Origin of the sequence: Staphylococcus equorum, assembly GCF_029531845.1 — a bacterium.
Lineage (GTDB): Bacteria > Bacillota > Bacilli > Staphylococcales > Staphylococcaceae > Staphylococcus > Staphylococcus equorum_C.
In genome coordinates this window covers 20,199-34,488 of the sequence record NZ_JAMBPV010000002.1, presented here as the reverse complement: position 1 = coordinate 34,488, position 14,290 = coordinate 20,199, and the positions used below count along the sequence as shown (strand labels likewise).

The following is a 14,290-nucleotide window of genomic DNA, read 5'->3' as shown; positions in this document are numbered from 1 at the left end:
TTGCACTTTTTCCATAAAAATAGTATATTTTCTATCAATAAGGAGGAAGTATTATGAATTGCGTTATAAACGATGAACTTGATTATATATGTAAAATGATACAAGCCAATACTGGAATGAATATTCTAATAAGTAATGCAAATATCACTATTAAAGAATATAAATTTTCAAATCGAGAAAACCCTTTTCTTACCACAGATGAATTATATAAGGATCTATTTATGGGAATTGAATCTACTTTTGAAATACCGATAATTAAATCACTTAATGATATAGAATATTATTTATGTTTACGAACTGAAGATTTCGACTTTACTATAGGACCCTGTGTGTTAGAAGAAGTGACTCATAGTCTTTTTTATGATTATATAAAACGCTATAAAGTGCCACTTTATTTAAAAAAGAATTTGAAAATTTATTTTAACTCTATTCCTATCTATAAAAAAAATGACCTCATTAATATGGGGCAACTCGTTTATTTTTTGTTATTTAGAAAGCAAATTTCGCCATCAACTGTCAAAGAACAATCTCTTAATACTCCTGTCTTAGAAAATGATATTGATTTCGAACTTTCTATTAAACGACTAAATAAACAACTACATCATGATATTTTGTTAGAAAACAAATTTAATGAATATATCAAGCATGGAGATATAGATAACATAAAAAGAATTTTTAAAAATACAATTAATTTAGAAACAGTTGGCGTAGTTACGCCTGATAACCTTATTCGTAATGATAAAAATCTAGCTATTTCTGCTGTGGCTATAGCGAGTAGATCAGCAATTGAAGGTGGATTACACTATGAAGTAGCATACTCAATGAGTGATCTACTCATTCAAAAGATAGAAGTAGAAAAAGAAATTGATTTAATAAACTCTGTAGAATATATATTTATAAAATTTGCCAATCAGGTTAAAAAATTAAATAGTTCTAAATATTCACAACCCATTAATTTAGTGCAGCAATATATTTACAACCATTTATATCAATCTTTAACTTTAGATAAATTAGCAAAGCATGTGAATTTAAGCTCAAAATATTTATCTCATATCTTCAAGAAGGAAGTTGGTATTACTATAAGCGCGTATATAACGGAGAAAAAACTAGAAGAATCTAAATTATGGCTAGATAACTCGCACTTATCTATTTCTGAAATAGCACATCAGCTTAGCTTCTCAGATCAAAGCTATTTTATTAAAGTTTTCAAGCGCACTGTCGGATTAACTCCAAAACAATATCGCTTAAAAAATTATGAAACATAATATATCTTTATGGTTATCAATATAGTAAATGTAAAGTAGCCATAGATTTAAATCCAAAAAAACGAGATCAAGCCTCTATAAGTAATCAAGAATATTAGCATGTCATAACTTGTTTCGTTATCCATCCAAAAACTTCATGATTAGTTATTTGAGTCTTAATCTCGTATCGTAAATCTGATATAGCTTATAAGAAGCGTTTTAATATGCCTTTTCTTTTCAATATCATTAATATTATATAACTGATGATAGCACCAATAATACTAGAAACGATAAATGCTAACATTAATGGTTTAATCGCAAAGTTTGAAAAGCCAAGTATCCAGGCTAATGGAATACACACTATACTTCCAATAATGCCTGTCCCTATAACTTCACCAACCGCAGCCATAAAGATATGCTTACGGTAATGGTAAAAACCACTTGCGAGTAGTACACCTACCATACTTCCAGGAAAGGCGAAGAAGCTACCAGTACCAAAAGTCATGCGTAATATAGAAGATATAAATGCTTGAGCTAGTCCAAACCAAGGGCCGACAAACACGGCACATAGTACATTAATTAAATGTTGAATAGGTGCTGCTTTAATTGGCCCTAACGGAATGACAATAATACTACTCAACACTACATTGATAGCGATGAATATTGCAGTTAATGTTAACCTTTTCGTCTTAATTGTCTTCATTCGGTTCATTCCTTTCCTGAAAGTACATTACAAGCTAGTCCTCATTTTGTTCATGCTGATTTAAACGATCAGACATTGTACTTATCATCATTTGTAATAAATCATTTGCTTCAGTTTGTGATTCTCTGAACTCTTCAACTATAGGTAACACATTAATATCTTGCTCAATACCCTGTATTTTACCTTCAGATTGTTTTAAAGCCTCTGTTTTACCGTAATTCTGTAAGTTTACGGATTGTTTTTGCGTTTTCTTTAAATCTTTCATCCGCTGTTCAATATTTTTATTGTAATGAATTTGTTGTTCTACAGTATGATATTCTTTTACTGTATCCAATGATTTAATTCGTTCACTAATGCGATTTGCTTCAGCTAATATATCATCTTTTTCATACATTATTGAGTCACCACTGCTTTTTCAGTCGCACGTAAAAATGTACCGTTTAATGAAAATTGCTTCGCTTCGTCAACTTGTACATCTACAATTCTACCTATCATTTCTTTAGGTGCTTTGAAGTTAACAAGTTTATTTTTTGAAGTGTAGCCTGCTAACACAGTATTATCCTTCTTACTGGCACCTTCACATAACACTTGAATTACTTTGCCTTCATATTGTTTCATAGCTTGTTCTGAATAATAAGCTACTTTTTTATTTAATTGCTGTAATCTATCTTTCTTCACATCTAAAGGCACATTATCTTTCATCTTCGCTGCTGGCGTGCCATCTCTTTGTGAATAAATATAAGTATATGCATGTTCAAATTCAACTTCATCATACAATGTTAACGTTTCTTCAAATTGTGCTTCAGTTTCATTTGGATAACCAACAATAATATCCGTAGTCAATGCAACATTAGGTATCTGCGTTTTAATTCTATCTACTAAATCTAAATAGCTTTCACGTGTATATTTACGGCCCATAATTTTTAATACTGCATTGTTGCCTGATTGAACTGGTAAATGTACATGAGGTACAATATTGCCTCCGTTTGCAATAACTTCAATCATACGATCCGTAAAGTCCCAAGGGTGGCTTGTAGTAAATCTCACTCTTGGTATATCAATTTGTGTAATATCTTCTAATAAATCACCCAAACCATATTCCAAGCCCTCTATATCTTTACCATATGCGTTAACGTTTTGACCAAGTAACGTAATTTCCTGATAACCTTGACGTGCCAAATCTCTCACTTCAGCAATGATATCATCTGGACGTCTACTACGTTCTTTACCTCTTGTAAAAGGTACAATGCAATATGTACAGAATTTGTCACAGCCATACATAATATTTACCCATGCTTTAATATTACCTTTTCTTACTTTAGGGAGGTTTTCAATAACGTCTCCTTCTTTAGACCATACTTCAACAACCATCGCTTTTGATAAATAAGCTTCTTCTAAAATTTCTGGTAAACGATGAATGTTATGCGTTCCAAAAATGATATCAACGTTTTGATATGATTTAAGGATTTTGTTAACGACTGATTCTTCTTGTGACATACAGCCACATACACCAATAACTGTTTCTGGCTTTTCTCGTTTCAAGTGTTTTAAATTGCCTATTTCACTAAACACTTTACTTTCCGCGTTTTCACGTATTGCACATGTGTTAATTAAAATCACATCAGCATGATTAATATCTTCTGTTGCTGTATAACCTAAAGCGCCTAAAATACCGGCCATGACTTCTGTATCATGAGCATTCATTTGGCAACCATATGTTTTAATTAAGAAGGTCTTCCCTTGACCCATATTGCGATATTTTTCATCTATGTGGAAATCACGGTTATAGTTCACTTCTTCTTTACCGCGTTTACGCGCTTCTTTTAGACTTGGTGGTTGATACACATGCTCAAAATACTTACTATAATCTTTAGTCTTCTTGTCTCGTTCAGCTAAAATATCTATAGAAGTACTTTTTCTTTGCTCTTCATTCACTCTACAAAATCCTTTCTATATCATATAAACTAAGAACAAGTGTTTTAAAATATGTTTTATATTTTTGTATTTCAACCTAGTCGTTCAAAGTTCTATAACTTTATCCATAATCATTACTTCATTATATTAAATTTAGCCCCAAAGTGCAAAAGGTCTTGCCAAATAAACAAAAACGAGGCTGAGAAAATATACATGTCTCAGCCTCAACTATTAAATTGGCAGTGGCTGACTGAATTGAAAATGCGCTTATATCAAGCTTTTAAAGAACTACTACTTCATTTATGAAGATAAGTAGTCTTATACAAGAGCTTCAGCTCTTGTATTCCATTTTCTAGTCAGCTTTGCCGGGGTGGGACGACGAAATCTTGTTAAAATAATAGATTTCTGTCTCATTCCCGTAAAATCATTTATTATCTATGTTTTAAATTTCGTCATATTTTCCAGTAAGTGTCTCGATTGTAATACCTTCAGGGACATGGTAAAACTTAACCTGACTAATCGTACTTGGTATTTCTAATTCTACCATACGCTCATTTAATTTTTGAATCAAGATCAAACATTCATTCATTTCACCCTGTACTGTGGTTTCTAGTGGCCCTACTCTATAAGCCAAACCAGAATCGTCAATTATTTTTATCGCTTCATCAACATAAGGTATAACATCTTCACCATTAGCAGTTTTCGGAATAATTTGGACACTCATTAACGTATCATGCATATCTCTTCAGCCCCTTATATGTTTTACTTACCTTTTAGTTTATCAAATAATATCTTTTAGGCATAGATATAAAGAGCGAACCATTTATAATAAGGATTTATTTAAAAATCTTCATTGATTTGTGTCATCATTATCATTTTAGCAACCATACCACCATTGGCCGCTGCATCTATAATTTGACCCGCAAAATTATCTTTTGTTTCTCCTGCAATATAAAAATGCTTAATCGAAGTTTCACCAAATGCATTGACTTCAAATTTCTCATGATCATCACGCTTTAAATTCAAGTTTTCCAAGAAATCAAAATGTGTATCCCATTGCATTTGGCTAAATGCCCCTTCAACTTCAACTTTTTCGCCATTTTCCAATGTAACATGGTTCAATTGACCATTTTCGCCACTTAAGTCAGTAATAGATTCGGTATATATATCAATTTTTTTAGCTTTGAGCCAAACTTTGTCTTCAGATGTAACACTTTCACCGTTTGTAAAAACAATAAGTTCTTTTGAAAAGTTGCTTAATAATTTAACCATATGTGTCATCATCTCAACTGAATAAATGACAGCTAACTTACGGTTACGCATTTCATAGCCATCACACCATGGACAATAAAATATAGATTGTCCGTAAAAATTACTGAAACCAGGTATGTCTGGCCCTTGTTCTCTTAAACCTGTCGCAAGTAGCACTTGTCTTGCTGTAAATGATTGTTCTTGTGTAGAAACTTCAAATCCATCATCATTTTCCTTAATATCTATAACACGTTCTGCTAAAAATGACACATCTTTGTATTTGGCAATATCTTGTTTTGCTTTTTGTTTGAATTCAGCTGGTGAAATACCATCTTGCGTTAAATAACCATGTGATTCTGATGTCACTCTGTTTCTCGGTTTATCTTCATCGATAACTAATGTATGCATCATACCTCTTCCAAAATTTAATGCTGCGCTTAAACCAGCAGGACCGCCACCAATAACTATGATTTCATAATCCATTTACTTCACTCCTTTACACCCTTTAAAGACTTTCAATATCTATAATCTATCGAATAATATAAGAACTTAGCGTTAAGCCAAGTCCTTTAATTTTTTTTGTTCTAAATTATTTATTAAACTACGTTCCGCTTCATCCATGATTTGTTTAATAGAGCAACCTTTACCATGACTAAAACTATCTTCTAGTAAGCTTTGTTTACCATCTATAGTTACAATAATTTCATAAATTGAAACATCTTGCCATCCATTTTTTAATTGATAGCCGCCTTTGGCACCACTATTTGCTGAAATTATCCCAGCTTTAACAAGTCGAGTTAAAATTTTAGATAAATAAGTCGTAGAAACTTTCAATGCCGCTGCTAAGTCTTGTACTGGTATTCTTTTTGAATCACCGTTACTTTTTATCATAAATAATAAAGCATGTAATGCATAATCTGTTGCCTTAGAACATTTCATCTGTTTATCAACTTCCTATTATAGATATAATATGTCTATAATATCTTATTATGTTTTACTTTGCAAGTATTTTTCTTTTGTTAGTCAAAATAAGCTTACCCATAGTTAATTACCTTCATTTTGATAATGCTTTACAGCTATAATGATTGCTTGTGTAAAATCATCCATTAACGGAGACCAATTATCACGATTTTCCCTATCATAAAGATTATATTTTTTGTTAATAAAGAAATTTTTTCTTAGACGCGTAGTTAATTCTAGCTGAACACCTGCTTTGTGTTGGCAACAATTAACAAAATTATCATCGTGTATACCAGAAATATGAGCTGGTGCATTTTTAACAATGACATTAATTTCAGCTAAATAATGTTTAATATACTTTATTAGCGTTTGATCTTTTCCTCCAATATACACTTCTGGTTGGTCGCCTATGCAACCGTGAACAGATATCGCATGTCGATTATCATTGAGCATTTGTAAAAGTTTAGGCTCATCAAAATGTCTCGACGTCACATGTAGTTCGTGATTTTTATTATGACGTACACCTTTAAAAGTATAAAAATCATAGTTCCCGCATTCACTTATAGATTGAGCAAGTTCAGTGGTTCCACGTTCAATAGCCCCACCATGGGCTGCCGTGATAATAATTGGCTGATCTGTTCGCCGCGTATGTATTTCCCAATCTTTACCTTCACTTGTATGTAACAAAAGTTCAGTCATTGAATTAAATTGGTCTACCATCGTATCCCTCCAAGTATAAAGCCCTGTTTAGCTCCAATAATACTATAAAATCAGAATAAATCATTCCTTCATTTACTAAAAAAGCTGACACTATACGATATTGAATGTGTCTCAATCCATCATCGCATGTGATCAGCTTATATGCTATCATTTAATTATTTTTACTATATTAGTATTATCTATACTTCCAATTTACACAAATTGTTTTGTTAATTCATTGAATTGCGTTTCATCAATATGAATATCTCTTTTAGCTAATGGCGTATCTTCCATTTCTTCAATTTGAGATTCATATGAAGGTGTTTCAGTATCTTGATAAACAATACCTTTAATCAAAGAATCATACTCTAACACTTTTTGTGTTGCTTTACTTTTATCTGTAACATCAAAACCTTCTATATCATCAATGCTTGTAAGGTTTTCTTTGAACCAGTCATAAGTATTCACTTTATTATACGTGACACACGGTGAAAAGACGTTAACAAATGAAAAACCGTCATGGTTAATGGCATCTTCAAGCATTTTTGTAAGTCCTTTTATATCACTTGAGAAACCTTGTGCTACGAACGTTGCTCCAGAAGATAATGCGAGCTCTAATGGTTTAACATTTTGCTCGATATTTCCTTTTGGTGTTGATTTTGTAACGAAACCTGGCGCTGATGAAGGTGATGTTTGACCTTTAGTCAATCCATAAATCTGGTTATCCATTACAATGTATGTCATATTCATATTTCTACGTAATGCATGAACTGTATGGCCCATACCTATTGCATAACCGTCACCGTCGCCACCAGAAGCAATAACAGTCAAATCTTTGTTCGCCATTTTCACACCTTGTGCTAATGGTAATGAACGGCCATGTATGCCATGTACACCATAAGAATTCACATAGCCGGATAAACGACCAGAACAGCCGATACCAGTAATGATTGCTACTTCTTCAGGTCCCAAGCCGATATTAGCTGCTGCTTTTTGAATTGCTGCTTGGACTGAAAAATCTCCACAACCTGGGCACCAATTGGGCTTAACATTATTTCTAAAATCTTTAAACGTTGCCATTTATACCAGCTCCTTTAAATCTTTGGCAATCTCAAGTCCTTTTGTTTCAATTTCATGTGGCAAGAATGGCGTACCATCGTATTTTGTTTGGTTCACTAATTTATCACCTAATGTGACATTCATTTTCAAGATGCTTGCAAGTTGCCCTTGGTAATTGTGTTCAACTACGACAACTTTTGATGCTTTATCGATGGATTTTTGAAGTGTTTCTTTAGGGAAAGGATGTAATTGTCTAATTTGTAAATGATTTACTTTTAAGCCCTGTGCTTCTAATCTATCTTTACCTTCTTGAATTGCGCCTTTAGTTGAAATGAAACCTAAATATAAAATATCTGCTTCATCATATTGTTCATCTGCTTCTACTGGATTGTTAATCAGTAAATGCTCTGTTTTACGCATACGTTTATCCATTTGTTGTTGTCTGTTATCAGCCGCTTCACTCGTCTTACCTTCTTCATTATGCTCGACACCTGTCACATGGTGTATGCCACCTTTAACGCCTGGAATAGGTCGAGGTGAAACGCCACTCTCAGTCAATGCATAACGTTTGAAATAAGCTTTGTCATCTTCTTCTCGCTCTATATCAGATTGGATTGTTTCTCCGCGGTTAATTTCAATTTTGTTATAATCTAATTTTTCTACAGTTTGTTTCCCTAATGACAATTGTAAATCACTTAAAATAATTACTGGACATTGATACATTTCTGCTAAATTAAATGCTTCAATCGTAAGATAAAATGCATCTGCTGCATCTGTAGGTGCAACTACAATTTTAGGGATATCCCCATGTGTACCATAAATCATCTGCATTAAATCAGATTGTTCTTGTTTAGTAGGTAATCCTGTGGAAGGACCGCCACGTTGTGTATTAATCACCACAAATGGTGTTTCTGTCATACCAGATAGACCAATTGCTTCCATCATTAATGAAAGTCCAGGACCAGCACTAGCAGTAAAAGCACGCACGCCAGCATAGTTTGATCCAATAGCCATGTTTGCAGCAGCAATTTCATCTTCAGTTTGTACAACTGTGCCGCCTACTTTTGGTAGATTGTCTATCATATACTCCATAATTTCTGAAGCAGGCGTAATAGGGTATGCAGCCATAAATCTTGAACCAGCTGATAAAGCGCCTAAGCCGATTGCATCATTACCAATCATATATAGATGTGGCGCCCCGTCTGTTTCTTCTAAAACAAAATCACCTTCAACATTATCGAGTTGTTCCATCATTAAACGGTAACCTTCATTTAATGCTTCTATATTCATTTCGACAACTTTCTCGCCTTTTCTACTAAACATATTAGTAATAAGCGTTTCAAAAGCTGAAATATCTAATTTCATAACTGCACATGTCGCGCCAATAGCGACCATATTTTTCATTAAGGCAGTGCCTAATTCTTTTGCGGTTGCTGTAAATGGTAAATCTATCAGTTGTGCACGACAGCCCTCAGGTTTTTCTGGTTTTGCCTTGCTGTCTGCAATGATAATACTGTCTGTTCTCATTTCATGATGGTTAACTTCTATTGTTTCTTGATCAAAAGCAATTAATATATCTAAATCATCACTTATCGCGTGTACAGGTGATGTTGATACTCTTATTTTATTATTCGTATGTCCGCCCATTATTCTACTTGAAAAATGACGATATCCATATAAATAGTATCCTTTGCGGTTCATAGCAGTAGCAAAGATTTCCCCCGTTGATTCAATACCTTCACCCTGCTGGCCGCCCACTTTCCATGATACTTGTGATTTCATACCATCTTGCCTCCTAATGGTTATAATAATTCATAATCAATCATATCAAAATAAACCACCCTATTACTATGTAAAGAGTGGTTTATTTTAAAATTCATACTAACGGACGATAATTAAAATGGATGATCGTCGTTGATGAGTACACGTTCAATATGCGTGGTTTTACCTTCTTTATTAATATCTATAATAACACCAGATAAGACACTACGCCCTTCATCTGGCACTACATGTCTTTGTGGTAGGCTAGTAATAAAACGTGTGATAACCTCACCTCTATTGATTCCAAGTATACCATCATAGAATCCAGTCATACCTACATCTGTAATATAACCTGTACCACCTGGCAATATTCTTTCATCAGAAGTTTGAATATGTGTATGTGTACCTACAACAGCACTTACTCTATTATCTAAATACCAACCCATCGCATTTTTTTCAGAAGTTGTTTCCGCATGAAAATCTACAAATATATAATCCGTCTCTTTTTGTGCTTCAGCAATTAATTCATCTGCTTTTTTGAATGGATCATCTATATCTTGCATAAACGCACGACCTTGTAGGTTAATAATCGCTAATTTAAGATTGTTGATTTGAATGATGCGCATACCTACACCTGGTGCTTCATCTGGAAAATTCGCTGGTCGAACCATACGTTTAGCATTTTCTATAAAATCATAAATTTGACGTTGTCCGTACGTATGGTTGCCCATAGTCATGAAATCTACGCCTTCTCTTAACAATTCTTTATATATCTTTTCAGTTAATCCTTTACCATGTGCGGCATTTTCCGCATTTACAATTGTAACTGTAGGACGATGCGTTTGTTTAAGCTTAGGCAAGTACGTGTTAATCGCTTCTCTACCTACTTTACCTACGATATCTCCAATAAATAATATTCTCATTTACTTGTTCATCCTCTCTTAATGTTAGTTTAATGTAAATGATTTACGTTGAAAAGGCTCTTTAGTAAATATTTCTTTAATTTTTAAGTTTTATATTTTGTAATGGGGGTATAATTCATTATAGTAATTATTTTAATCCATAATATAGGAGTTGGAAGTAATACATGTCAATTAATATCGATCCACAACATTTTGCTGATCTCGTTGTTACAGCAAACCCATCAAAAAGTGAAGATGCAGAAGATATAGCAAAAGATAGTCTAGAGCTATATATTAATGCCTACCGTTTAGCAGAAAGATATGCAAATATCGCTACAAACTGCTATGACACAGCTGAAATTATCAAAGAAGTTAAAGTTGCAGATTTAGAATTAAACTAATTAATAAAAATATAAATTGCTTAGTATAGTGAAGTTTTATTTCAGTATACTGGTAAAGAGTCTTTTAACATTATAGTTAAAGGCTCTTTTTTTATCTTTTGAAATTTTGAATTTCTTTTACTATATTAATAAAGTGTATTATCGTCTTGTTTAAGATACGCTATAAATACAAGTAAATGATACGCATCATTTAAAAAGCCAAACAAAATATGATTGACTTCAAGTTATAACGTTGCATAGACAAGATGCTTGAAGCATCATTATAAGTCACGAACCTACAGTCCAACATCATACCACTACCTCTGTAGACGAGAAACTAGAGAGCTATGACTACGCTATTTTTTTATCATCGACCGAATTTAACATTCAATCAAAAAACTGCCAACAAGTCTTATGACTTTGTTGGCAGTCTGTAGTTTGTCATTGAATGACTAACATTTATTTTGCATATTCAATTGCTCTAGTCTCACGAACAACTGTCACTTTTATATGACCAGGATATTGAAGTTCGTCTTCAATTTGGCTTTTTATATCTCTTGCTAAGCGATGTGATTTTAAGTCGTCGATAGTATCTGGTGATACAATAACTCGGATTTCTCTACCTGCTTGAATTGCAAACGCTTTTTCGACACCATCGTAATTTTCAGATAGTGTTTCTAATCTTTCCAATCTTCTAATATAATTTTCTAATGTCTCTTTACGAGCACCTGGTCTCGCAGCTGATAACGCATCTGCTGCTGCTACCAATATAGAAATAATAGAAGTTGGTTCTACGTCACCATGGTGGGAATGAATTGCATTAATAACTGTTTCATTTTCAGCATATTTTTTTGCTAATTCTACACCTATTTCAACATGGCTACCTTCAACTTCATGGTCGATGGCTTTACCAACATCATGAAGTAGACCAGCACGTTTAGCTAATGTAACATCTTCACCTAATTCAGCTGCTAACATACCACTTAAGTGTGCAACTTCGATAGAATGTTTCAATACATTTTGTCCATAGCTTGTACGATATTGTAAACGACCTAAGATTTTAACTAAATCTGGATGCATATTATGCACATTTATTTCAAATGTAGCTTGTTCCCCTGCATCTCGAATAATATCGTCTACTTCTTTACGAGCTTTGTCTACCATATCTTCTATTCGTCCAGGATGGATACGTCCATCTGAAACAAGATTTACTAATGCAGTTCTTGCAATTTCACGTCTAATTGGGTCAAAACCAGAGAGGATAACCGCTTCTGGCGTATCATCTATAATTAAATCAATACCCGTTAATGTTTCTAACGTACGGATATTTCTTCCTTCTCTACCAATGATTCGACCTTTCATTTCGTCGTTTGGTAAATTAACAACTGATACTGTAGATTCAGAAGTATGTTCTGCTGCTAATCTTTGAACAGTAGTTGCTAACAATTCTTTTGCATTTTTATCGACTGCTTCTTTTGCTTCTTTCTCTTTTTCCTTAACAAGTATTGCAATATCTTGTGACAATTCATCTTCAACTCTTTGAAGTTGCTCTTGTGCAGCTTCTTCTTGAGAGAGACCAGAGATGCGTTCTAATTCTTGTTCATGCTTATTTATTAATGTTTGAACACTACTCTCTTTTGCATCTACTTGTTGTTGTCGTTCTTCAAGTTTAGACTCTTTTTGCTCTAAAATCTCATCTTTTTTATCTAACAGATCAGATTTCCGCTCTAAGTTTTCTTCTTTTTGTAGAAGTCGAGCTTCTTGCTTTTGAAGATCACCGCGTCTTTCACGAAGTTCGTTTTCACTTTGTTCTTTTAAGATTTGATTTTCTTCTTTAGCTTCTAGGAGCTTTTCCTTCTTAGTATTCTCTGCTTCTTTATTACCTTGTTCAATAATATCTTCTGCAGTTTGTCTTGCTTGTAATTGCTTTTGGTGCAATAGATTACGGGCTACAATATACCCTACAACAACTCCGAGAATAATACCTAGCAAAATGAGTAGGAGGCCTAATAAACTCACACAAACACCCCCTTTTTATCTAGGATTTTGCTCTGTATATCAATTTCAATATGATTATATGAAGTTATATAAGAATCATACAATGTAATTGTACGGTTTTAAACTAAGAAGTGTCAAGGTTTCCTACACATTAATTCAATATTTGAGACCCCTCTTTTACACTATTTCCACTATAACTATTGTTGTCACTTACGTTATAAAGATTATATAGCAAAATATTCATCATTTTATATTTTTAAGTTCTTATATTTATATAAAAAAATAAACGCATATTTATATATATACGCTTATTTTATAGTAAATCTTCAATTAATTTTAGATAACACTATTCATCTTCAAGAAGCGTAGTTTGTTTTTCATCTTCGTCTTCTTTAACATCACCATCAACAATGCCTAGTGCTTCACGCAATCTACGATTAATATCTTCTTTGATTTCAGGGTTTTCTTTCAGATATAATTTAACATTTTCTTTACCTTGCCCCATACGATCTCCATTGTATGAATACCAAGCACCTGATTTATCTACAATTTCATTTTCAACACCTAAGTCAATAAGTTCTCCTTCTTTAGAGATACCTTTACCATACATCATATCCACTTCTGCAACTCTAAATGGCGGTGCTACTTTATTTTTAACCACTTTAATTTTCGTTCTATTACCAACAATATCTTGGCCTTGTTTTAATTGTTCAGCACGACGTACTTCTAAACGTACAGAACTATAGAATTTTAATGCACGTCCACCTGGTGTTACTTCAGGGTTACCGAACATCACGCCTACTTTTTCGCGAATTTGGTTAATAAATACTGCTGTTGTTTTTGATTTGGAAATAGCGGCTGAAAGTTTACGCAATGCTTGTGACATTAAACGTGCTTGTAAACCAACATGTGTATCACCCATTTCACCTTCAATTTCAGCTTTTGGCGTTAATGCAGCAACGGAGTCAATAACTACGATGTCAACAGCACCACTTCTTACGAATGCTTCAGTAATTTCCAATCCTTGTTCCCCATGGTCAGGTTGAGATAAATATAAATTTTGAATATCTACACCTAAAGCTTCTGCATAGACAGGATCTAACGCATGTTCAGCATCAATAAACGCCGCAACGCCACCATTTTTTTGTACTTCTGCAATAGCATGTAATGCTACTGTAGTTTTACCAGAACTTTCTGGTCCATATATTTCTATAATTCTTCCTTTTGGGTAGCCACCTACACCTAACGCATTATCCAAAGTAACTGAACCACTTGAAACGCTAGAAACTCTTTGGGCTTTATTGTCACCTAATTTCATAACTGCGCCTTTACCAAATGATTTTTCCATATTTTTAATTACTGTATCTAAAGCTTTTTGACGATCGTTATCCAATGCTGGACCTCCTAATTGAGATTAAT

Annotated in this window: 14 protein-coding genes; 2 read left to right on the top strand and 12 right to left on the bottom strand. The window is 33.4% G+C overall.

Translation table 11 applies throughout. The annotated features are described in order from the left end of the window. Positions 1-53: 53 nt before the first annotated feature. Positions 54-1,265 carry an AraC family transcriptional regulator gene (locus M4L39_RS02470; protein ID WP_277580592.1) on the top strand — a complete coding sequence of 404 codons (1,212 nt, stop codon included), beginning with the start codon at positions 54-56 and terminating at the stop codon, positions 1,263-1,265. A 184-nt stretch (positions 1,266-1,449) separates the two neighbouring features. Here M4L39_RS02470 and thiW read toward each other — a convergent pair whose 3' ends face one another. The 10 genes from thiW to M4L39_RS02420 all read right to left on the bottom strand — a co-directional run bounded on the left by thiW (position 1,450) and on the right by M4L39_RS02420 (position 10,514). Further along, complete coding sequence (gene thiW, locus M4L39_RS02465; RefSeq protein WP_431197622.1) at positions 1,450-1,947, bottom strand: energy coupling factor transporter S component ThiW; 498 nt, start codon at positions 1,945-1,947, stop codon at positions 1,450-1,452. Positions 1,948-1,981: 34 nt separating this feature from the next. Then, entirely contained in the window at positions 1,982-2,341 is a 360-nt protein-coding gene (locus tag M4L39_RS02460) for a RicAFT regulatory complex protein RicA family protein (protein ID WP_277580591.1), read from the bottom strand. Continuing rightward, entirely contained in the window at positions 2,341-3,882 is a 1,542-nt protein-coding gene (miaB, locus tag M4L39_RS02455; protein WP_277580590.1) for a tRNA (N6-isopentenyl adenosine(37)-C2)-methylthiotransferase MiaB, read from the bottom strand. Before miaB ends, M4L39_RS02460 begins: the two co-directional genes overlap by 1 nt. Before the next feature lie 421 nt (positions 3,883-4,303). Further along, positions 4,304-4,600 carry a thiamine-binding protein gene (locus M4L39_RS02450; RefSeq protein ID WP_002507818.1) on the bottom strand — a complete coding sequence of 99 codons (297 nt, stop codon included), beginning with the start codon at positions 4,598-4,600 and terminating at the stop codon, positions 4,304-4,306. A 101-nt stretch (positions 4,601-4,701) separates the two neighbouring features. Next, entirely contained in the window at positions 4,702-5,595 is an 894-nt protein-coding gene (locus M4L39_RS02445) for an NAD(P)/FAD-dependent oxidoreductase (protein WP_277580589.1), read from the bottom strand. 72 nt (positions 5,596-5,667) lie between these two features. Continuing rightward, positions 5,668-6,051, bottom strand: a complete 384-nt coding sequence (locus tag M4L39_RS02440; protein ID WP_277580588.1) for an RrF2 family transcriptional regulator — start codon at positions 6,049-6,051, stop codon at positions 5,668-5,670. 105 nt (positions 6,052-6,156) lie between these two features. Next, positions 6,157-6,792, bottom strand: coding sequence for a poly-gamma-glutamate hydrolase family protein (locus tag M4L39_RS02435; protein WP_277580587.1), 636 nt, complete (start codon positions 6,790-6,792; stop codon positions 6,157-6,159). Positions 6,793-6,984: 192 nt separating this feature from the next. Next, entirely contained in the window at positions 6,985-7,851 is an 867-nt protein-coding gene (locus tag M4L39_RS02430) for a 2-oxoacid:ferredoxin oxidoreductase subunit beta (protein WP_277580586.1), read from the bottom strand. Further along, positions 7,852-9,612, bottom strand: coding sequence for a 2-oxoacid:acceptor oxidoreductase subunit alpha (locus tag M4L39_RS02425; protein WP_277580585.1), 1,761 nt, complete (start codon positions 9,610-9,612; stop codon positions 7,852-7,854). It lies immediately after the preceding gene. Between the two features lie 113 nt (positions 9,613-9,725). Continuing rightward, the gene (locus M4L39_RS02420) at positions 9,726-10,514 is read right to left on the bottom strand and encodes a TIGR00282 family metallophosphoesterase (RefSeq protein ID WP_277580584.1); all 789 of its coding nucleotides are present in this window, start codon (positions 10,512-10,514) and stop codon (positions 9,726-9,728) included. A 164-nt stretch (positions 10,515-10,678) separates the two neighbouring features. Between M4L39_RS02420 and M4L39_RS02415 the strand changes: the two genes are divergently transcribed. Beyond that, positions 10,679-10,894, top strand: coding sequence for a hypothetical protein (locus tag M4L39_RS02415; protein ID WP_069815977.1), 216 nt, complete (start codon positions 10,679-10,681; stop codon positions 10,892-10,894). A gap of 438 nt (positions 10,895-11,332) precedes the next feature. On the opposite strand, the gene rny is transcribed toward M4L39_RS02415, so the two are convergent. Further along, on the bottom strand, positions 11,333-12,892 hold the full coding sequence (gene rny, locus M4L39_RS02410) for a ribonuclease Y (protein WP_069815980.1): 1,560 nt from the start codon (positions 12,890-12,892) through the stop codon (positions 11,333-11,335). 325 nt (positions 12,893-13,217) lie between these two features. Then, entirely contained in the window at positions 13,218-14,264 is a 1,047-nt protein-coding gene (recA, locus tag M4L39_RS02405) for a recombinase RecA (RefSeq protein ID WP_069832855.1), read from the bottom strand. Positions 14,265-14,290: the final 26 nt, after the last annotated feature.

Bases quoted from the DNA above. Each gene is read 5' to 3' on its own strand.
- M4L39_RS02425 (WP_277580585.1), bottom strand. From the start codon at position 9,612: ATGAAATCACAAGTATCATGGAAAGTGGGCGGCCAGCAGGGTGAAGGT.
- M4L39_RS02445 (WP_277580589.1), bottom strand. From the start codon at position 5,595: ATGGATTATGAAATCATAGTTATTGGTGGCGGTCCTGCTGGTTTAAGC.
- M4L39_RS02430 (WP_277580586.1), bottom strand. From the start codon at position 7,851: ATGGCAACGTTTAAAGATTTTAGAAATAATGTTAAGCCCAATTGGTGC.
- M4L39_RS02460 (WP_277580591.1), bottom strand. From the start codon at position 2,341: ATGTATGAAAAAGATGATATATTAGCTGAAGCAAATCGCATTAGTGAA.
- M4L39_RS02420 (WP_277580584.1), bottom strand. From the start codon at position 10,514: ATGAGAATATTATTTATTGGAGATATCGTAGGTAAAGTAGGTAGAGAA.
- M4L39_RS02450 (WP_002507818.1), bottom strand. From the start codon at position 4,600: ATGCATGATACGTTAATGAGTGTCCAAATTATTCCGAAAACTGCTAAT.
- M4L39_RS02415 (WP_069815977.1), top strand. From the start codon at position 10,679: ATGTCAATTAATATCGATCCACAACATTTTGCTGATCTCGTTGTTACA.
- M4L39_RS02440 (WP_277580588.1), bottom strand. From the start codon at position 6,051: ATGAAATGTTCTAAGGCAACAGATTATGCATTACATGCTTTATTATTT.
- M4L39_RS02470 (WP_277580592.1), top strand. From the start codon at position 54: ATGAATTGCGTTATAAACGATGAACTTGATTATATATGTAAAATGATA.
- thiW (WP_431197622.1), bottom strand. From the start codon at position 1,947: ATGAAGACAATTAAGACGAAAAGGTTAACATTAACTGCAATATTCATC.
- M4L39_RS02435 (WP_277580587.1), bottom strand. From the start codon at position 6,792: ATGGTAGACCAATTTAATTCAATGACTGAACTTTTGTTACATACAAGT.